Origin of the sequence: Streptomyces sp. NPDC047072, from assembly GCF_040643855.1 — a bacterium.
Classification (GTDB): Bacteria; Actinomycetota; Actinomycetes; order Streptomycetales; family Streptomycetaceae; genus Streptomyces.
Map to the genome: position 1 here is coordinate 90,565 of NZ_JBEYVC010000018.1, position 18,902 is coordinate 109,466.

16 protein-coding genes and 1 riboswitch are annotated in these 18,902 nt (G+C 70.2%); of the genes, 10 read left to right on the forward strand and 6 right to left on the reverse strand.

From position 1 onward, the window contains the following. Positions 1–272 precede the first annotated feature (272 nt). The 5 genes from ABZ896_RS11165 (at position 273) to ABZ896_RS11185 (ending at position 5,414) form a co-directional block, all read left to right on the forward strand. Positions 273–1,604 carry a sugar ABC transporter substrate-binding protein gene (locus ABZ896_RS11165; protein WP_360925454.1) on the forward strand — a complete coding sequence of 444 codons (1,332 nt, stop codon included), beginning with the start codon at positions 273–275 and terminating at the stop codon, positions 1,602–1,604. Continuing rightward, positions 1,601–2,584 carry a sugar ABC transporter permease gene (locus ABZ896_RS11170; RefSeq protein WP_360925457.1) on the forward strand — a complete coding sequence of 328 codons (984 nt, stop codon included), beginning with the start codon at positions 1,601–1,603 and terminating at the stop codon, positions 2,582–2,584. The genes ABZ896_RS11165 and ABZ896_RS11170 overlap by 4 nt, the downstream gene beginning before the upstream one ends. Continuing rightward, positions 2,581–3,465 (forward strand): carbohydrate ABC transporter permease, encoded by an 885-nt coding sequence (locus ABZ896_RS11175; protein WP_360925460.1) that lies wholly within the window; start codon positions 2,581–2,583, stop codon positions 3,463–3,465. Before ABZ896_RS11170 ends, ABZ896_RS11175 begins: the two co-directional genes overlap by 4 nt. A 22-nt stretch (positions 3,466–3,487) precedes the next feature. Further along, positions 3,488–4,516, forward strand: a complete 1,029-nt coding sequence (locus ABZ896_RS11180; RefSeq protein WP_360925463.1) for a LacI family DNA-binding transcriptional regulator — start codon at positions 3,488–3,490, stop codon at positions 4,514–4,516. A gap of 85 nt (positions 4,517–4,601) precedes the next feature. Then, positions 4,602–5,414, forward strand: a complete 813-nt coding sequence (locus tag ABZ896_RS11185) for an HAD family hydrolase (protein ID WP_360925466.1) — start codon at positions 4,602–4,604, stop codon at positions 5,412–5,414. On the opposite strand, the gene ABZ896_RS11190 is transcribed toward ABZ896_RS11185, so the two are convergent. The 3 genes from ABZ896_RS11190 to ABZ896_RS11200 all read right to left on the reverse strand — a co-directional run bounded on the left by ABZ896_RS11190 (position 5,411) and on the right by ABZ896_RS11200 (position 9,908). Beyond that, positions 5,411–5,893 (reverse strand): transglycosylase SLT domain-containing protein, encoded by a 483-nt coding sequence (locus ABZ896_RS11190; RefSeq protein ID WP_360925468.1) that lies wholly within the window; start codon positions 5,891–5,893, stop codon positions 5,411–5,413. The genes ABZ896_RS11185 and ABZ896_RS11190 overlap by 4 nt on opposite strands. A 5-nt stretch (positions 5,894–5,898) precedes the next feature. Next, positions 5,899–6,071: riboswitch (cyclic di-AMP (ydaO/yuaA leader) on the reverse strand. A gap of 269 nt (positions 6,072–6,340) precedes the next feature. After that, entirely contained in the window at positions 6,341–8,377 is a 2,037-nt protein-coding gene (locus ABZ896_RS11195; RefSeq protein ID WP_360925471.1) for a CocE/NonD family hydrolase, read from the reverse strand. Between the two features lie 10 nt (positions 8,378–8,387). Next, on the reverse strand, positions 8,388–9,908 hold the full coding sequence (locus ABZ896_RS11200; protein WP_360925473.1) for a peptide MFS transporter: 1,521 nt from the start codon (positions 9,906–9,908) through the stop codon (positions 8,388–8,390). Positions 9,909–10,117: 209 nt separating this feature from the next. Between ABZ896_RS11200 and ABZ896_RS11205 the strand changes: the two genes are divergently transcribed. The 5 genes from ABZ896_RS11205 (at position 10,118) to ABZ896_RS11225 (ending at position 15,692) form a co-directional block, all read left to right on the forward strand. Beyond that, the gene (locus ABZ896_RS11205) at positions 10,118–11,128 is read left to right on the forward strand and encodes a polyprenyl synthetase family protein (protein WP_360925476.1); all 1,011 of its coding nucleotides are present in this window, start codon (positions 10,118–10,120) and stop codon (positions 11,126–11,128) included. A gap of 110 nt (positions 11,129–11,238) precedes the next feature. After that, on the forward strand, positions 11,239–12,198 hold the full coding sequence (locus tag ABZ896_RS11210) for a CHRD domain-containing protein (protein ID WP_360925479.1): 960 nt from the start codon (positions 11,239–11,241) through the stop codon (positions 12,196–12,198). Between the two features lie 254 nt (positions 12,199–12,452). Continuing rightward, positions 12,453–13,694, forward strand: coding sequence for a sigma-E factor regulatory protein RseB domain-containing protein (locus ABZ896_RS11215; RefSeq protein ID WP_360925483.1), 1,242 nt, complete (start codon positions 12,453–12,455; stop codon positions 13,692–13,694). Between the two features lie 71 nt (positions 13,695–13,765). After that, positions 13,766–14,758, forward strand: a complete 993-nt coding sequence (locus tag ABZ896_RS11220) for an ABC transporter ATP-binding protein (RefSeq protein ID WP_360925486.1) — start codon at positions 13,766–13,768, stop codon at positions 14,756–14,758. After that, entirely contained in the window at positions 14,745–15,692 is a 948-nt protein-coding gene (locus ABZ896_RS11225) for an ABC transporter permease (RefSeq protein ID WP_360925489.1), read from the forward strand. Before ABZ896_RS11220 ends, ABZ896_RS11225 begins: the two co-directional genes overlap by 14 nt. A gap of 15 nt (positions 15,693–15,707) precedes the next feature. Here ABZ896_RS11225 and ABZ896_RS11230 read toward each other — a convergent pair whose 3' ends face one another. The 3 genes from ABZ896_RS11230 to ABZ896_RS11240 all read right to left on the reverse strand — a co-directional run bounded on the left by ABZ896_RS11230 (position 15,708) and on the right by ABZ896_RS11240 (position 18,240). Then, on the reverse strand, positions 15,708–16,301 hold the full coding sequence (locus ABZ896_RS11230; protein WP_360925492.1) for an NAD(P)H-dependent oxidoreductase: 594 nt from the start codon (positions 16,299–16,301) through the stop codon (positions 15,708–15,710). 614 nt (positions 16,302–16,915) lie between these two features. Further along, positions 16,916–17,404 carry a DUF6668 family protein gene (locus ABZ896_RS11235; protein ID WP_360925495.1) on the reverse strand — a complete coding sequence of 163 codons (489 nt, stop codon included), beginning with the start codon at positions 17,402–17,404 and terminating at the stop codon, positions 16,916–16,918. 602 nt (positions 17,405–18,006) lie between these two features. Next, positions 18,007–18,240 (reverse strand): hypothetical protein, encoded by a 234-nt coding sequence (locus ABZ896_RS11240; RefSeq protein ID WP_360925497.1) that lies wholly within the window; start codon positions 18,238–18,240, stop codon positions 18,007–18,009. Between the last annotated feature and the right edge of the window lie 662 nt (positions 18,241–18,902).

An 18,902-nucleotide genomic window follows, 5' to 3' on the forward strand; every position in this document is an offset into this window, starting at 1 on the left:
CCGCGGTCTGCCGTACGACCACGAAACTCCCTCAGTTTCTGTGATCGTGCACAGCCCCCCTCGCCCCAGCTATCGGCGGGCAACAAGTAGGTAACCCCACGCACTCGCCATTGACAAGGGGCGGAAACAATTCTCTACTGTGCACGATCACAGAGCCGCGCGGCCCTCGCGCACAGCCTCTCGGTCACGTGTCGCAGAACCTCCCCCCACGGCGGTTGCCGCGAAGCGGGACGGTCCGAGTCCGGCTGGTTCACAGTCAGGGGAGATGAAAGATGTCGATCCACCGCCGCCAGATCAGCAGGCGCAGCATCCTCGCCGGGGCAGCAGCCGTCGGCCTCACGAGCACCCTCGCCGCCTGCGGCGGTTCCGACGACGACTCCGGCGGCAGCGACAGCGGGCCGGTCAAGCTGACCTACTGGTCGTGGGCTCCGAACATGGAGAAGGTCGCCGCGATCTGGAACAAGAAGAACCCGGACATCACGGTCACGGTGTCCAAGCAGGCCAGCGGCGCCGAGATCGTCTCCAAGCTGATCACCGCGAAGAAGGCCGGCAACGCCCCCGACCTCATCCAGGTCGAGTACCAGTCGCTGCCCACCCTGGTCTCCAACGACGTCCTCGCCGACCTCACCAAGTACGCGGGCAGCACCAAGTCCGAGTTCGCCGAGGGGCTGTGGGGCATGGTCACCCTCGGTACGGACGCCCTCTACGCGATCCCGCAGGACGCCGGGCCGCTGATGTTCTACTACCGCGACGACCTCTTCAAGAAGCACGGGCTCAGCGTCCCGAAGACCTGGACGGAGTTCGCCGAGACCGCCCGCGCCGCCAAGAAGGCTGTCCCGGACGCCTACTTGACCACCTTCTCCTCCAACGACCCGGGCCTGTTCGCGGGCCTGTCCCAGCAGGCGGGCGCCAAGTGGTGGACCGTCGACTCGGCCGGCAAGTGGACCGTCGCCATCGACGACGCGGCCACCAAGCAGGTCGCCGAGTTCTGGGGCGGGCTGGTGCAGGAGGGCGTCATCGACAACCAGCCGATGTACACCCCGGCCTGGAACAAGGCGCTCAACGAGGGCACCCACCTCGCCTGGGTCTCCGCCGTGTGGGCGCCCGGTGTGCTGGTCTCCTCCGCTCCCGACACCAAGGGCAAGTGGCGCATGGCCCCGCTGCCGCAGTGGAAGTCGGGCGAGAGCGTCACCGGCAGCTGGGGCGGCTCCTCCACCGGCGTCTCCACCGACTCCAAGCACGCCGAGGCGGCCGCGAAGTTCGCCACCTGGCTGAACACCGACCCGGAGGCGCTGGCCGCCCTGGTCAAGGAGGTCGCGATCTACCCGGCGGCGACCAAGGGCCAGTCCGGCTCGGTCCTGTCGACGCCGGAGTTCTTCTCCAACCAGTCGGACTTCTACACCACGGCCGGTGAGATCGCCGCGACCACGGCCGCCTCGGCCTGGGGCCCGAACGTCAACACCGCGTACACCGCCTTCCAGGACAGCTTCGGCGGGGCCACCAAGGCGAAGAAGGAGTCCCAGTTCGTCTCCGCCCTGGCCACCGTGCAGTCGAAGACCTTCGCCGACATGAAGAAGCAGGGCTTCGAGGTGACCGAGGCATGACCAGCACTCCGCTCAAGGGCGCCGACCGCATCACCGCGGTCGGCCCCTTGGCGGGCGGCACCAGCACGTCCGTCCGCCCCCGCCGCAAGGGCCGCAGCGCACCGTACTGGTTCCTGGTGCCCACGCTCACGCTCTTCGCCGCCTTCACCGTGATCCCCATCGGCTACGCGATCTGGCTGAGCCTGCACAGGGTGAAGGTCAAGGGCATCGGCCTCGGCAAGGGCGCCCGCGAACAGGTCTGGAACGGCTTCGGCAACTACACCGACGTCCTCCACGACGCGGAGTTCGGCCACAGCGTGCTGCGCGCCTTCGGCTACGGCCTCATCGTGATCCCGACCATGCTGGGCCTGGCGCTGGTCTTCGCGCTCATGCTGGACACCCCGAAGGCGCGCAGCGCGCCCTTCGCACGGCTGATGATCTTCCTGCCGTACGCCGTGCCGGGCATCATCGCCGCCCTCATGTGGGGCTTCCTCTACCTGCCGTCGGTCAGCCCCTTCTACTACATGCTGGACAAGTTCGGCCTCCCGCAGCCGGACCTGTTCGACGGCGGCAACCTGTACCTCTCCTTCGCCAACATCGCGGTCTGGGGCGGCACCGGCTTCAACATGATCGTGATCTACACCGCGCTGCGGGCGATCCCGCCGGACATCTACGAGGCGGCCCGTCTCGACGGCGCGTCCAACCTCGCGATCGCTCTGCGGATCAAGATCCCCATCGTCATGCCCTCCCTGGTCCTGACCTTCTTCTTCTCGGTGATCGCCACCCTCCAGGTCTTCACCGAGCCGATGACCCTCAAGCCCCTGACGAACAACCTCCAGAGCACCTGGAGCCCGCTGATGGCCATCTACGACAGCGCCTTCCTGAAGTCCGACATCTACGGCGCCTCCGCCACCGCGGTCGTCCTGGCCCTGGCCACGTTCGTCCTCTCTTTCACGCTGCTGCGCATCTCCGACCGCTACACCCGGGAGGACCGGGCATGACCCCCCTCACCCTCAGCGCCGACACCGCCGCCCCCACCAGGGCCGCCCGCGCCCGGCGCACCGCCTGGGTCCCGACCCTCGTCCTGCTCCTCGGCGCCCTGTACTGCATGGTCCCCATCGCCTGGGTCGTCATCGCGGCGACCAAGGACCGCTCGGAGCTCTTCTCCACCTTCAGCTTCGCCCCCGGCACCGGCCTCTTCTCCAACCTCGGCGACCTGACGGACTACCGGGACGGCATCTACTGGCGGTGGATGGCCAACTCGGCCTTCTACGCCGGTTTCGGTGCCCTGCTCTCGGCCGCGGTGTCCGCCGCCGGCGGCTACGCGCTCGGCCGCTTCGCCTTCCGGGGCCGCGAGGCCATCTTCAAGATGATCCTGGCGGGGGTGCTGGTGCCGAGCATCGTGCTCGCCGTACCGCAGTACCTGCTGCTGGCGAAGCTGGGGCTCGCCGACTCGTACTGGTCGATGCTGCTGCCGTCGATCCTGTCGCCGTACGGCGTCTATCTGGTCCGGATCTACGCGGCCGCGTCGGTGCCCGCCGAGCTCATGGAGGCGGCCCGTATGGACGGCGCGAGCGAGTGGAGGATCTTCTCGCGGATCGCCGTACCGATGATGATGCCGGGCCTGATCACGGTGTTCCTCTTCCAGTTCGTCGGGATCTGGAACAACTTCCTTCTGCCCTACGTAATGCTCGCGGACGACGAGAAGTTCCCGATCACCCTCGGCCTGTACACGCTGCTCGCCCAGGGCGCCTCGCAGCCGGCCCTCTACACCCTGGTCATCACCGGCTGCCTGCTCGCGATCCTCCCGCTGATCGCCCTCTTCCTGGTGATCCAGCGCTTCTGGTCCCTGGACCTGCTGAGCGGCTCCATCAAGTCCTAGTCACTTCTGCGTTACGAGGAACATGACCACCAGTGCGAACGGGCGTCGCCGGCCTCCCACCATCCATGACGTGGCCCGGGAGGCGGGCGTGTCGCGCGGTACCGTCTCCCGGTTCCTGAACGGCGGCCACTACGTCTCGCCGGCCGCCCGGCGGTCGGTGGAGGCCGCCATCAGGAAGACGGGATACGTCGTCAACCGGCACGCCCGCAGCCTGAGCACCGGCCGGTCCGACTCGGTGGCCTTCCTGCTCACCGAACCGCAGGAGAAGTTCTTCGAGGACCCCAACTTCAACATCCTGCTGCGCGGTTGCACGGAGCACCTCGCCCAGCACGACATCCCGCTGCTGCTCATGCTGGCCGCCAGCGACGACGACCGGCGCCGGCTGACCCGGTACATCACCTCGGGCCACGTCGACGGGGTGCTGCTGCTCTCCAACCACAGCGGTGACCCGGTCGCCGCCGAACTGCACGACGCCGGGATCCCGTTGGTGGTCTGCGGCAAGCCGATAGGGCTCGGCTCCAAGGTGAGCTACGTGGCCGCCGCCGACCGCGACGGCGCGCAGGAGATGGTCCGCCATCTGCTCGCGGGCGGCCGCCGCCGCATCGGCATGGTCACCGGGCCGCTCGACATGCCGGGCGGCCCCGACCGGCTGGCCGGCTACCGGGACGTGCTCGCCGAGGCGGGCCTGCCCTACGACCCGGCGCTCGTGGTGGAGGGCGACTTCCGCCGCAGCGGCGGCGAACAGGCGGCCCGTACGCTGCTCGCGCAGGCACCCGACATGGACGCGGTCTTCGTCGCCTCCGACCTGATGGCCCTCGGGGTCGTCAACGTCCTGCAGCAGTGCGGGCGTTCGGTCCCGGATGACATCGCTGTCGGCGGCTTCGACGACTCGCACGCGGCCACCTCCATCGCGCCCGCCCTCACCACCATGCGCCAGCCCTTCGAACGCATCAGCGCCGAGATGGTCCGCATGCTGCTCGCGCAGATCGCGGGCGAGGACACGGCCGGGGTGATCCTGCCGACGGAACTGGTCGTACGGGGCTCCGCGTAACCGGAACACACGTCAACGTATGTGAAAGCAGCAGCCGTCCGGTTCGCGTCGAGTCGCACGGGCCTGCCGACCGTATTCTCTGATCATGGCCGCCTCCACCGCATATTCACTCATCGCCACCGACCTGGACGGAACGCTGCTGCGGGCCGACGACACGCTCTCCGACCGGTCCCGGGCCGTGCTCGAACGGGTGGCGGAGGCGGGTGCGAAGCATCTCGTCGTGACCGGACGCCCCGCGCCCAGAGTGCGGCCGCTCCTCGACGACCTCGGCAGCACGGGGCTCGCGGTGTGCGGACAGGGCGCGCAGGTGTACGACGCCGGCGCGGACCGTCTGCTGTGGTCGGTGACCCTGGACCGGGAGCTGGCCGAGACCGCGCTCGGCAAGATCGAGGCGGAGGTCGGGCAGGTGTACGCGGCTGTCGACCAGGACGGCGTCGACGGGCTCACGCTCATCGAGCCGGGCTATCTGATGCCCCATCCGACGCTGCCCGCGGTGCGGGTCGGGCGCCGCGACGACCTGTGGTGCGAGCCGATCAGCAAGGTGCTGCTCCGTCACCCCTACCTGTCTGACGACGAGTTGGCGGTGACGGCGCGCTCGGTGGTGGGCTCGCTGGCCACGGTCACCATGTCCGGCCCCGGCACCGTCGAACTCCAGCCATGCGGCATCACCAAGGCGACCGGTCTCGCGCTGGCCGCCGACCATCTGGGCCTGGGCCCGGAGACGACCATCGCGTTCGGGGACATGCCCAACGACATCCCCATGTTCGACTGGGCGGCCCACGGTGTCGCGATGGCCAACGCCCATCCCGAACTCAAGGCCGTGGCCGACGAGGTGACCCTGTCGAACGAGGACGACGGCATCGCCGTCGTCCTCGAAAGACTGTTCAGGCTCGCCTAGTAGGCGCCCCACACGTTGTCGATGGAGCCGTACCGCTGGGCCGCGTAGTTGCAGGCGGCGGTGATGTTCGCGACCGGGTCGTACGGGTCCCAGGACGTGTTCGTGACGTGGTACGCGTTGAACGTCGGGTCGATCACCTGGAGCAGGCCCTTGGACGGGGTGCCCGCGGCGGCGTTGGAGTCCCAGTTGTTGATCGCGTACGGGTTGCCCGAGGACTCCCGGATGATGTTGCGGTAGATGCCGTTGTACGACCCCGGGATGCCGTTCTCGGCCATGACCGCGAGGGACGCGCGGATCCAGCCGTCGAGGGTGTTGGCGTACCCGAGCGAGGTGGCGGTCTGGACCGGCACGGTCGCGGCGGAGGCACTGGTCGCGCCGATGACCGGGAGGGCGAGTACGGCGGCCCCGGTGCCGAGGACGGCGAGCTTGCGGGCGAGACGGCCCTGGCGGCGGTGACGGTGCTGAGCGGCAGCAGGCATGGCGAAGTTCCTCTCCGTCGCCTGCGAGGTGAGCTGTCGGGTTCGGGCGGGAGCTGCCCGGCCACGCCCACGAAAGGCGTGACTTCACCCCGAGCCGTACCGGTTTGTCCGAAGACGCCCGGCCCGGCGACTTACCTGGGTCCCCCGCTCCTGCCGTGGTTCTCGGTGGGTGTACGGGCGGCGGCAGGATTCGGCGTCCGCCCGACAGGCCGGGAACGTATGCGAGAGCACATGTCCGGAACAAGTGCCGGATTCACACACTGCGCCTATTGACCTGCGTGTGAGGCTTATGGGCCGCTTGATCCTTTGCGGCCGCCAAGCCTCAACGCGGGCTCGGGCAAAGGGGGGTGAGGCGGCGTCGGATCCGTCGCGGACCGCCTGTTGGAGTGAGCCAAGTCACGCCCGATCGCAAGTGGGGTGAAACGGTCATCTGGCGTCAACTCATCGTTAACCGGCCGTCCGTGGGATCCGCTTCTCCCAGGTCTGGTGGAAGACCACCTCGCCGCCCTCGGTGCAGATCACCTCGTTCGAGGTGAGGAAGTCCGTCCCGTCGCAGCCGATCTCCGAGCGGGTGCGGACGGTCGTGTCCCAGCCGAGTTCCGGGCGGTGCAGCCGGATCGACCAGTCCGAGCGGGTGCGCGCGGTCAGCGGGTCCGCCTCCTGGATCGTGTACGTCTCCAGCGCGTCCTCGGTGAACTCCAGACCGTCGGGGTACACGCGCGTGCCGCCGTACCGGGGGTCGACCTCAAGACGCCACTCGCCCTTGGCGACGTCCCGGACGACCAGGCGCTCGGGGCGGGGCTCGTCGAAGGTGGCCGGGTAACTGACGCCGAGGGGTTCGGACTGCTCCGGCTCCTCGAAGGAGATCTCTTCGAAGGGGGTCTCCTTGGAGGCGTCCTTGCCGGCGCCCTCCGAGGACGCTTCACGCGCGCGTACCGGCAGTTCGAGGAAGCTTCCCGCCGGGTCCAGCGTGAAGCCCGCCTCCGAGCCCGGCTGCGGCCAGATCCACGGCCAGTACGCGGAGGACACGGCGAGCCGGATGCGGTGGCCGGGCGGGAAGGCGTGCCCGATGCCGTTCAGCTCGAAGGAGACCTCCTCGGTGGCCCCCGGCTCCCAGGGCACCGCCCGGTCGCGTCCGTGGCGCGCCGAGAGGTTCAGCACGCCCCGGGTGACCAGGGTCGAGGAGCCGTCCGGGGCCACGTCGCACAGCCGGGCGACGACCTGTGCGCGCGGTACCTCGCAACGCACCCTGAGCCGTACCCGCGGCCGCCCCAGCACCCGGGTCTCCTCGCCGACCGCGAACTCGAAGCAGACCGAGCGGGCGTCCTCCTCGCGCTGGTCCGGCGGCAGGTCGGCGTCGTTGCCGAAGGGGAAGAAGCGGCCGGCGTCCACGCCCGTGTGCTGCGGGGAGCGGACCGGGACAGGGGCGCCCTGAAGGCCGTACGTGATGATCCGGACGTTCGGCGAGGGCCAGGACGGCTCGCCGACCCAGCGGCCCGGGAGGGTGTCGTAGACGGTGGCAGGGGGGTGCGAGTCGCTGACGTAGGCCCTCAGGAGGGGCTCTCGCATGACGCTGGTGTCGATGCCCTTGAGGTGCTGGTCCCACCAGCGCAGGGTCTCCTGGAGGAAGCCGATCGCCGGGCCGGGCGGCAGGCCGCGGTCGGGGTACTGGTGCGACCAGGGGCCGATCAGGCCCCGTACGCGCTCCTTGGGCAGGTGCTCGACCAGACGCAGGACCGTGTCGCGGTACGGGTCGTGCCAGCCGCCGACCGCGAGGACGGCCGCGTCGATCGCGCCGTAGTCCTCGCAGACGCTGCCGTGGCGCCAATAGGTGTCGCGCTTCTGGTGGTCCAGCCAGGTGTGCACGAACGGCTCGACCGCCTCCAGGCGCTTCAGCCACAGGTCCCGCCAGGACTCGCCCGCGTACAGCGGGTCCGGCGGGCGGCAGACGAAGGCGAGCATGGTCGCCGCCCAGGCGTGCATGTCGACGGCGAGGACGGAACCTCCCATGTAGTGCACGTCGTTGTCATAGCGATCGTCCGTGGAGCAGACGGTGACGACCGCCTTGAGCGGCTCGGGCGCGAGGGCCGCGATCTGGAGGGAGTTGAAGCCGCCCCAGGAGATGCCGAACATGCCCACTGCGCCGTCGCACCAGGGCTGTGCGGCCAGCCAGTTCACCACCTCGACCCCGTCGGTGAGTTCCGTCGCCGAGTACTCGTCCGTCGGCAGGCCCTCGCTGTTGCCGTGCCCGCGCACGTCCACGCGCACGGAGGCGTAGCCGTGACCCGCGTACCAGGGGTGGCGCTGCCGGTCGCGGGGCGCGGTCCAGTCGGTGAGGCGGTACGGCAGGTATTCGAGGATCGCGGGTACCGGTTGAGGGGTGAGAGGGCGCCACACGCGCGCGTACAGGAGCGTCCCGTCCGGCAACGGGATGCGGACGTCCTCGTGGGTCGTCTCGTGGGGGAAGGACGTACGGATGCGCATGAGCGTGACCTCAGTGGACGGGGTGCATGGTGCGGCGCAGCCAGGGTGCTGCGGCCATGACGGCGACGCCCGCGGCCACCGCGATCGCGCCGTTGACGCCGAAGTAGGCCGGCTGGGAGACGTCGTCGTAGAGCTTCACCGTCTGTGCCTGGATGCCGTTCGCGAGGGCGAGCGACAGGAACCACAGGGACATGGTCTGGCTGGAGAAGGCCGTAGGAGCGAGCTTGGTGGTGGCCGACATTCCGGAGGTCTCCAGAAGGATGTCGCCGAGGCCCAGCAGCAGATAGGAGCCGACGATCCACCAGGCGGACATCAGGTAGTCGTCGCCCTTGTGCCCGCTCGTCGGCAGGACCATCAGCAGGAACGACAGACCGCCGAGGACCACCCCAATGGCGATCTTGTTGGAGGCGTGCGGCTGGCGGTGCCCCATACGCACCCACAGGGCGGCGACCACGGGCGCGAGCCCGACCTCGAAGGCGCCCAGCGCGGAGGCGTACCAGCTGGCCGGGAAGTCGAAGCCGAGGATGGCCGTCTCGGCGTTCGTGGAGGCCAGCAGCATCATCGTCGAGTAGGCCTGGAACAGGATGAAGTTGAAGACCGTCGAGGCCAGGAAGAGCACGATGTACGGCCTGAGGCGGCCGCGTTCCTCCCGGGTGACCCGGGGGCTGGTGAACATCACCGTGAAGTAGACGACCGGGGCGATCACCGAGACGAGGGTGAGGAGGTCGACGAAGCGGGCCATGGTGAGCCAGCCCGCCAGGGCCAGGGCGGCGGCTGTTGTGCTCACGGCGGCGATACCTATGAAGATCAGACGAACCGCACGTCTCATGGCAGGCGGCGCGAGAGCGACTTCCGCCGAGTGCTTGCGCCCGGCCAGGTGACGGCGGCCCAGGACGTACTGGATCAGCCCGAAGGTCATGCCGATCGCCGCCGCCGAGAAGCCCCGGTGCCAGCCCTGGTGGTCGCCCAGCCAGCCGGTGATCAGGGGGCCCGCGAAGGCGCCGATGTTGATCGCCATGTAGTAGAGCGCGAAACCGGCGTCCCGGCGCTCGTCGTCGGTGCGGTACAGCTTGCCGACCATGGTGGCCACGTTGGGCTTCAGGAGCCCGGTGCCGGCGCTGATGAGCCCGAGGCCCACCCAGGTCATCGTCCCGGTCGGGACGGCCATGGCGTAGTGGCCGCAGGCGATCAGGACGCCGCCCCACAGGACCGCGCGGTACGAGCCGAGGATGCGGTCGGCGAGCCAGCCGCCGGCGACGGAGACCAGGTAGACGAGGGTGCCGTAGGCCGCGGAGACGGAGGCGGCCGTACCGGCCGACATGCCCATGCCGCCGTGTGCCACGGTGTCGGCGAAGTACAGGACGAGGATGGCCTGCATGCCGAGGAACGAGAACCGCTCCCAGACCTCCAGCCCGGAGAGGGTCAGCAGGCCCCTGGGCTGGCCGAAGAAGGCGGTGTCGTCCTCGGGGCGCGGGAGGCTTCCGGGACCTGCGGGTTCTTCGGGCTCTGTGGCGACGTCGGTTCGGGACACGGGCCGCTTCTTCCCTGCAAGTCAACAGATATCCGGTCATTTCAGGTGATCAAAAACATACCGGTCGTGATCCGATACCGCCTGGCATGGACGGGGCGGGCGCTATCGGTGATCCAAAGGTGACCGGATACGCTGACTTGAGTGATGGCAGCGACCTATCGACATTCCGCGTAACCAGCCAGTAGACACCAGCAGACAGGAGACCCCTCGTGACCGTCGTCGGGCCGTTCGGGCTGAGCGTGCGGGACCAGGCTCTGGAAGCCGATGTCCAGGCCGGATTGGCGGCTGTCGAGGAAGGACTGCTCGAAGCCACCAAGAGCGAGGTCCCCTTCATCACGGAGGCCGCCCAGCATCTCGTGCGCGCGGGGGGCAAGCGGTTCCGCCCGCTCCTCGTGATGCTCGCCGCGCAGTTCGGCGACCCCTACGCGCCGGGCATCGTGCCGTCGGCCGTGGTGGTGGAGCTGACCCACCTGGCCACGCTGTACCACGACGACGTGATGGACGAGGCGGCCGTGCGCCGCGGGGTCGACAGCGCCAACACCCGCTGGGGCAACTCCGTGGCGGTGCTGACCGGCGACTTCCTGTTCGCCCGTGCCTCGCACATCCTCGCCGACCTCGGCCCCGAGGCGGTCCGGGTGCAGTCCGAGGCGTTCGAACGCCTGGTCACCGGCCAGATCCTGGAGACCGCGGGCCCCTCCGACGGGCGGGACCCGGTCGAGCACTACCTGGATGTCCTCGGCGGCAAGACCGGCTCCCTGGTCGCGGTCTCGTGCCGCTTCGGGGCGATGATGTCCGGCGCCGACGAGACGGTCGTGGACGTCCTGACCCAGTACGGCGAGCGCCTCGGCGTCGCCTTCCAGCTCGCCGACGACGTCCTGGACATCGCCTCCGACTCCCACGAGTCGGGCAAGACGCCGGGCACCGACCTGCGCGAGGGCATCCCCACGATGCCGGTGCTGCGGCTGCGGGAGCGCGCCGAGCGGCTTCGGCTGCCCGAGGACCTCGCGCTGTGCGAACTGCTCGACTCCGACCTCACGGACGACGTACGGCACGCGGAGGCGCTGGTCGCGCTGCGCGCCCACCCGGCGCTGGAGCAGGCCCGCCGGGACACCGTGCGCTTCGCGGAGGAGGCCCGGGCGGCGCTGGCCCCGCTGCGGGAGTGCGACGCCAAGGCGGCGCTGGTGGAGCTGTGCGACGCGGTGGTGCACCGCGCGGGTTAGTGATACACGTCACAGCATTGGACTAAATCCAATCTGAGATCCCTTCCGTATTGCATGCACAGAAGCCGACGCAGGGGGCGTCGGCCGCAATACGGGGAGAAATCAGAATCATGGGCATCAACACGACGTTCTCGAGCCCGACGTTCTCTGCACGCCGTAAGAGCCTCATCGTCACCGGCATAGGGCTGACCACCCTCGCCGGTGTCGCCGCCGGGGTCGTCCCGGCGGTCGCCCACAGCGGCAAGACCGATCGCGGCACCGTCCTCGCCGCCAGCCTCCGCGGCGCCAACGAGGTTCCCGTCGCCGGTGGTCCGGCCGTCGGCGACAAGGACGGCGCCGCCGTGGAGTTCCTCAAGGTGAAGGGCGACCGGATCTCCGTCGCCGTCAAGTGGGCCGGCGTCGACCGGCCCACCGCCCTCCACATCCACCAGGGCGCCCGGGGTGTCAACGGCGGCATCAAGGTGGAGTTCACCGACCTGCTGAAGAACAGCAGGCGCAACAGCGTCACCGGCACCGTGAAGGTCAAGGACAAGGCGCTGCTCGCCAAGCTCAAGTCCGACCCGGGCTCGTTCTACGCCAACCTGCACACCAAGCAGTTCCCGGGCGGAGCCGTCCGCGGCCAGTTCCACAAGGTCACCGTCGCCTCCTTCGACTTCCGTGACGCGCTGGGCAACTTCCAGGCGTCCGTGGTCAAGGGCAGGCAGATCTACGAGTGCAAGCCGGCCCAGGGCGGCGGCCACGCCTTCGCCCAGCGGGATGTCGCGGCCGTGCTCGGCGGCCGGATCGCGCACTCCTTCGTGAAGCCCAACTCGGGTACCCCGCAGTGGATCGCGCCCGACCGCAGCGCGGTCACCGGAAAGCTCCTGTCCAAGACCCCGAACGGGGAGACGAACATCCCGGAGCTCGACCTCAAGGCCAAGCAGTCCGGCAAGCACCGCGGGCTGCTCGCCGACACCACGGAGATCCTGCGGCTGAACACGGTCGGCGGGGTCGCCCCGGCGGGCTCGTGCCGACCGGGCGCGATCGTCGGCGTGCCGTACCAGGCGGACTACCTGTTCCTGCGGGGCTGATGCTCCGGTTCGGTCGCGGCTGACCCGCCGGCAGGTACGGCGTCCCCTACGGGTACTAGGGGGCGCCGTCGTGTCGTGTCATACCCGAGAGGTACGCGGAGTTGGCTCCGAGGGCTGACGAATCATCCCGGCGGATTTGGTCAGATGGACACCACGGAAAACACCACTCCTCACCGATTCGGGTGAGAATGGCGGCTACGGGGTGTACGCACGGGAGTTGAACAGCCGCCGCCGACGACGGAGGTAAGGCACACATGGCACCGTTCGAATCCGACGACAGCGTGAGCGCCGCGGACGCCGAGGAGCTGCGCTCGGCGCGCCGGCGCAAGGCCGCGCGGTACCTCGTGCCGGCCACAGTGGTGGGAGTCGCCGCGGCGACCATCGGGCTCGTCCCGGCGCTCGCCGACTCCGGTGACCCCGACCTGCCGAAGATCAGCGCACAGGAACTCATCGAGAAGATCGCCACGTCCGACGTGCAGCAGCTGTCGGGCACCGTGAAGATCACCACCGACCTCGGCCTGCCGGACCTCGGCGGCCTGGAGAAGAGCCTCGGCTCCGGTGCCGGGTCCTCCTCCGGGGACGGCTCGTCCGCCGACCCGTCCACCAAGCTCACCGAACTCGCCTCCGGCACGCACACGCTGCGGGTCGCGGCAGACGGCGAGGACAAGCAGAAGGTCTCGCTCCTGGAGGACGCGGCCGAGTACAGCCTCATCCACAACGGCAAGGACGTCTGGGGCTACGACAGCGGGTCCAACTCCGTCTTCCACACCACCGTGGAGAAGGGCGACGGCCAGCAGGAAGAAGTCCCGGCCACGCCCAAGGACTTCGCCGAGGACGCCCTCAAGGCGGTCGACAAGACCACCTCGGTGACGGTGGACGGCACCGCGCAGGTCGCGGGCCGAGACGCCTACCGGCTCGTCATCAAGCCCAAGGACGAGGGCACGACGGTCGGCCGGATCACCGTGGCGGTGGACGCGAAGACCGGCCTGCCGCTGAAGTTCACGCTGACCCCGGCGAGCGGCGGCGCGGCCGTGGTGGACGCGGGCTTCACCCAGGTCACCTTCGCCAAGCCGGCCGCCTCCACCTTCGACTTCACCCCGCCGAAGGGCGCGAAGGTCACCGAGGAGGACGCCCCGAAGGCGTCCGAACACTCCGACTCCGACGGCAAGGACCTCCCGAAGGACCTGCCCAAGCTCCCCGGTGGCGCCTCCGGTGAGGCCGAGGACTTCAAGGGCCTCGACGTCATCGGGGACGGCTGGGACTCCATCGCCACCTTCGACACCGGCGGCCAGGGCATACCGTCCGGCTCCGAGGCGGGCGGCGGCGACTTCGGCGGCTTCCTGGACTCGCTCGGCGACAAGGTCTCCGGGAAGTTCGGCGAGGGCACCGTCTTCAAGACCCGCCTGATCAACGCCCTGATCACCGACGACGGCAAGGTGTACGTGGGCGCGGTCACCAAGGACGCGCTGGTGAAGGCGGCGGACGCGGGGAAGTAAGGGGACGCGGGGAGGCGACGCGAGGACATGACCCGCGTCGCCGCACGAGGCACGACGAATCGAGGAAGCCGATGGGCGAGCGGTCCGCCACGGAGCCGGATCCGGAGGGGTCGGACGCCGGTGAGGACGCAGCGGCCGGTGTCATCCACACCCGCGCCCTCACCAAGCGCTACCGCGGTGGGCAGCTCGCCGTCGACGGGCTCGACCTGACCGTCCCGGCGGGCAGCGTCTTCGGCTTCCTCGGTCCGAACGGCTCGGGCAAGACCACCACCATCCGCATGCTGATGGGCCTGATCGAGCCGACCTCCGGCTCGGCGCGCGTCCTGGGCCACCCCATGCCGCGCTCCGCACGGACCGTCCTCCCGCACGTCGGCGCCCTCATCGAGGGCCCGGCCCTGTACGGCTTCCTCTCCGGCCGGGACAACCTCGTACGCTACGACGCCGCCGACCCGACCGCCGACCCCCGCACCCGGCGCGCCCGGGTCGCGGCGGCGCTGGACCGGGTGGGCCTCGCGGCCGCCGCCGGCAAGAAGGCGAAGGCGTACTCGCTCGGCATGAAGCAGCGACTGGGGCTGGCGTCGGCCCTCCTCCAGCCCCGCAAGCTCCTCGTCCTGGACGAGCCGACCAACGGCCTCGACCCCCAGGGCATGCGCGAGATCCGTTCCCTGGTCCGCGAGTTGGCCTCCGACGGCACGACGGTCTTCCTCTCCTCCCACCTCCTCGACGAGATCGAACAGGTCTGCACCCACGCGGCGGTGATGACCCAGGGCCACCTGATCACCCAGGGCCCGGTGGCGGACCTGGCGGCGGGAGCGAGGGGCCGCCTGGTGGTGACGACGCCGGACACGGGGGATGCGGCGCGGATCCTGAAGGAACAGGGCGTGGGCGACGTGGTGGTGACGGACGACCAGGTGACGGCCGAGCCCCCGACCCGTGAACTGGCGGACATCAACGCGGCGTTGGTGAAGGCAGGGGTACGGGTCCGAGGGTTCGGGGTGGAGCGACCGTCCCTGGAAGACGCCTTTGTGGCACTGACAGGGGAGGGCTTCGATGTCGCAGGCTGAGATGGAGGCATTTCAGGGGCGCGGGGCTGCATCGAATCTGGGGCTACCGCCGCGTGGGCGCGCTCAGCCCCCACAACCCGCAAGCCGCCGTACAACCTTCTACGGCACCCTCCTTCGCAACGAACTCCACACCACCTTCCGCCGCTGGCGCACCCTCGCCCTCCTCACCGTCCTCGCCGCCGTCCCCATCCTCATCGGCATCGCGATCAAGATCGAAACCGGCGACTCGACAGGCCCGGACCGAGGCGGCGGTGGCGGCGGAGGCCCGGCCTTCATCTCCCAGGTCACCAACAACGGCCTGTTCCTGGTCTTCACCGCCCTCGCCGCCACCCTCCCGTTCTTCCTGCCGATGGCGATCGGCGTGATCGCGGGCGACGCGATCGCGGGTGAGGCCAACGCCGGCACCTTGCGCTACCTCCTTGTCGCCCCGGCCGGCCGCACCCGCCTGCTCCTCACCAAGTACGCGACGACGATGGCGTTCTGCCTGGTGGCGACATTGGTGGTGGCGATATCGGCGCTCACGGTGGGCGCGCTGCTGTTCCCGCTCGGCGATCTCACGACGATCTCCGGCACACAGATCACGTTCGCCGAGGGGCTGGGCAGAGCGTTCCTGATCGCGCTGGTGGTCGCCGCGTCACTCGTCGGCGTGGCCGCGCTGGGCCTGTTCGTGTCGACCCTCACGAACAGCGGTATCGCGGCGATGGCCACGACGGTCGGCCTGCTGATCACGATCCAGATCCTGGACCAGATACCGCAGTTGCACGCGATCCAGCCGTATCTCTTCTCCCACTACTGGCTGTCCTTCGCGGACCTCATGCGGGAACCGGTCTACTGGGACGACCTGGTGAAGAACCTCGAACTCCAGGGCCTGTACGCGGCGGTGTTCGGTTCGGCGGCCTGGGCCCGGTTCACGGCGAAGGACATCACGGCGTAGGGCGTTGCGCCGAGGTCAGGCCGCTTCCGCCTCATAGGGGAAGCGGGCGAGCGGGGCCTCCTGGGCGAAGAACGTCTTCGCGCGGGTCAGGGCGGCAGCGTCGTGGAGGACATCGCCGCGCCGGCTGCCGTTGCCGAGCAGGACTCCGCCGAAGCGCATGCCCATGTAGGCGGCCGAGTTGCGGAGCGTGCCGACCAGCGGGTCCGCGACCTCGAACTCCTCGTGGGCGAGCGCGGTGACGCCCCAGAGGGTGCGGTTGGCCATGGTCGCCTTGAAGTCGAGGCCGGGGGTGCGCAGCCAGCCCGACCAGTGGTCGAGGTAGCGCTTGGCGTGGGCGGAGACGGAGTACCAGTACAGGGGCGAGGCGATCACGACGTCGGTCGCGGCGAGCGTGGCGTCCAGCAGACGGGCCGCGACACTGCCCTCGGGCGGGCGTACGTGGTCGCTGTCCCGGCGCAGGTCCACGAAGTCGGGCAGCGGGTGCTCGGCGAGGCTGATCCACTCCTGCTCGACGCCCGTGGGCAGTTGCTCGGCGGCGCGGCGGGCCAGCAGCTCGGTGTTGCCGTCGTTGCGGCTGCTGCTCAGGACGAACAGGAAGCGGCGGGTCATGAGGGCTCCCGGAGGTCGGCGCACGAGGAATCTGATTGCGCACGCATTTTATGCACACGCAATCAATCAGGGCAATCGGCGACCTGGAGCAGCGAGTCCTCCCGCCCGTGCCGCGCGACCAACTGGAGCCCGACCGGACACCCGTCGGGTCCGAACCTCGGCGGACTCGGGGGGCGTGCCGGGCTCGGCCGATCTGACGGATTCGGCGGGCCCGGCAGATTCGGTGGACCCGGCGGATTCGGTGGGTTCGGCGGACTCGATGGGCTCGGTGGACCTCGCGGATCCGGTGGGCCTTGCGAAGCTGCCGAACGCGGCGGATCCGACAGGCTCGGTGGCTCCCGTGGCTCCCGTGGCTCTCGTGGCTCTCGTGGCTCCGGTGGTCCTCGTGGTTTCCAAGGCGCCCGTGGTCCTCGTGGTTCCCATGGCCCTTGTGCTCCTTGTGGTCCCCATGGCCCCCTTGTTCCTCGTGGCCCCGCGACCCCCGTGGCTCTCGTGCCCCCAGCGGTCCCAGCGGTCCCAGCGGCTTCAGCGGCCCCGGTAGCCCCCGATACCCCCGTCACCCCCCCCGGCGGATCCGATCCACCGGGTCGCCACGGCCGGGCGGTTGGGGTCGTTCACCCGGGCGTGCCCATGAGCCGGGACAGTGCCGCCGTCTCGCGGGGCGGTGTGGAGTCCAGGTCGCCCAGGCGCCACGCCGGTACCCAGGGGACGCGGTGGACGTCGATCGCGGACTCCAGTTCCCGCAGCTGTTGGGCCAGTGGTTTCGGGAGTCGGCCGGGTGCGTCGGCGACCAGGACGAGCGCGTCGAGGTCGAGCCCCGGCGGAGCCTCACCGCGCCGGAAGACCTCCAGGGCGCGACGGGCGGTCAGCAGCCCGTGGGCGTGGGTCCGGGCGACGAGCAGGACGGAGGTCGGCGCGCCGGGGCCGGGCCAGTCGCGTCCGCCGTCGTGGCCGCCGTAGACCGCGGCCAGGGTGGAGACCCCGGCGCCGCCGTGCGTACCCACCCAGGAGAACCGCCGTCCCGACACGCTCACCGGACCGCGGATCCACATCTCCGGCCCCTGCCACACGCTCGCCACCTCTCGCCGCACCCCTGTCCGCATGCCCGGTTCCCGCCCTTGCCATCCCTCGCCCCGTCGCCGATGCTGCACGTCGTCGCGGCCGTCGCTGGAACAGGCCTGTGACATCACGGTGACGTGAGAACCGTGGGGGAGCGGAGAGACTCGACAGTACGTGCACGACCGTGAGGGATGAGATGTCTCGACTCAGCCGCGACAAGAAGCGGGACCAGCAGGGCGGGACCGCACCCGCCGTACCCATCGAGGTCCGGGTGTCCCTGGCGGGGCCGGCCGCGACGGTCGCCGGCACACCGGTCACCTCGTCCGGCGGCGAGGAGCTCCACCAGGCGGTACTCACCCACCTCCACGCCCTCGCCCGCACCGCGGGACACGCCATCCACGCGACCGTCCACGACGAGCGCATCGGCTATGTGGTCCCCCTGGAGATCGCCACGGACGGCTCCAGCCGCTTCACGGCGGAACCCTGCCGGATGCCTGCGGCGCCCGACCCGGCACAGGGCCCGACACCCCACCCCGCCCCCCTCACCCCCGCGTGGCCCCCAGCCCCCACCGAAGAACCAGCCCCCGAGGAACGCCCCACCCACCTCCTACGCCAGCCGGCGGAGCCGGGTCAGAACCCCCATCCCCTACGGCAGTCTCCGGAACCGGAAGAGGACGCGCACCTCGTGCGGGAGCCCGCGGAGCCGGTGCAGAACACGCACCTCGTGCGGGAGCCCGCGGAGCCGGCCCAGGGCCCACCCCCCTTCCGGCAGCCCGCAGAGCCTGTGCAGGACGCGCATTCCGTACGGCAGTCCCACGAGCCCCCGCAGGACACGGACCGCTTCGAGCGATCCGTCGCGGAGCCGGTGCGGGACACGCATCTCCTACGCCGGCTCCCGGAGCCCGTTCAGGACACGCACCTGTTCCGCCGACCCGCCGAGCCCACGAACGACACCCATCTCCTACGGCAACCCGCCGACCCCGCGGACGACGCGCGCCCCTCGCCGCAGCTCCCGGAGCCCCCGCAGGACCCGTCCCCGACCTACCGCCTGCGCCCGCTGCCCGTCGCACCCGAGCCGACTGACGTAGAGCCGTCCCCGACCCAGGTGCTGCGTCGGCTGCCGCCCGCCGCGCAGCAGCCCGCCCCGGCCCCCGGCACGGCCGTACCCCCACGCGGAGAGTTCGGCCCACCCCCGGTGATGGACGCCCCCACGGGCACCGCTGCGCCGCTGCCGCCGAGCACCACCCCCTTGCCCCCGGCCCCCCACACCCCGGAGCCCCCGACCGACCGGGTCTCCTGGCCAGCCCCCGCCCTCCTGCCTCCACCCACCCCCACAAGCACCGCCGCCGACTCCGTACCCCCGGCCGCCCCTGTCTCACCGCCCACCCCCACAAGCCCCGGCGACTCCACACCCCCACCCGCTTCCACGCCGGCACCTTTCGCGTCGTATACATCACTCTGGCGGGGTGTCAGACCACCGGGGCCGGGTGCGGGATCATACGGAGGGCACACAGTGGTCAAGACACTTCCAGGGGGCGACAT

Excerpts from the sequence above, each read along its gene's own strand:
- ABZ896_RS11165 (WP_360925454.1), top strand. The coding sequence starts at position 273 with ATGTCGATCCACCGCCGCCAGATCAGCAGGCGCAGCATCCTCGCCGGG.
- ABZ896_RS11170 (WP_360925457.1), top strand. The coding sequence starts at position 1,601 with ATGACCAGCACTCCGCTCAAGGGCGCCGACCGCATCACCGCGGTCGGC.
- ABZ896_RS11175 (WP_360925460.1), top strand. The coding sequence starts at position 2,581 with ATGACCCCCCTCACCCTCAGCGCCGACACCGCCGCCCCCACCAGGGCC.
- ABZ896_RS11180 (WP_360925463.1), top strand. The coding sequence starts at position 3,488 with ATGACCACCAGTGCGAACGGGCGTCGCCGGCCTCCCACCATCCATGAC.
- ABZ896_RS11185 (WP_360925466.1), top strand. The coding sequence starts at position 4,602 with ATGGCCGCCTCCACCGCATATTCACTCATCGCCACCGACCTGGACGGA.
- ABZ896_RS11190 (WP_360925468.1), bottom strand. The coding sequence starts at position 5,893 with ATGCCTGCTGCCGCTCAGCACCGTCACCGCCGCCAGGGCCGTCTCGCC.
- ABZ896_RS11195 (WP_360925471.1), bottom strand. The coding sequence starts at position 8,377 with ATGCGCATCCGTACGTCCTTCCCCCACGAGACGACCCACGAGGACGTC.
- ABZ896_RS11210 (WP_360925479.1), top strand. The coding sequence starts at position 11,239 with ATGGGCATCAACACGACGTTCTCGAGCCCGACGTTCTCTGCACGCCGT.
- ABZ896_RS11215 (WP_360925483.1), top strand. The coding sequence starts at position 12,453 with ATGGCACCGTTCGAATCCGACGACAGCGTGAGCGCCGCGGACGCCGAG.
- ABZ896_RS11220 (WP_360925486.1), top strand. The coding sequence starts at position 13,766 with ATGGGCGAGCGGTCCGCCACGGAGCCGGATCCGGAGGGGTCGGACGCC.
- ABZ896_RS11225 (WP_360925489.1), top strand. The coding sequence starts at position 14,745 with ATGTCGCAGGCTGAGATGGAGGCATTTCAGGGGCGCGGGGCTGCATCG.
- ABZ896_RS11230 (WP_360925492.1), bottom strand. The coding sequence starts at position 16,301 with ATGACCCGCCGCTTCCTGTTCGTCCTGAGCAGCAGCCGCAACGACGGC.
- ABZ896_RS11235 (WP_360925495.1), bottom strand. The coding sequence starts at position 17,404 with ATGCGGACAGGGGTGCGGCGAGAGGTGGCGAGCGTGTGGCAGGGGCCG.
- ABZ896_RS11240 (WP_360925497.1), bottom strand. The coding sequence starts at position 18,240 with ATGCGTGTCCCGCACCGGCTCCGCGACGGATCGCTCGAAGCGGTCCGT.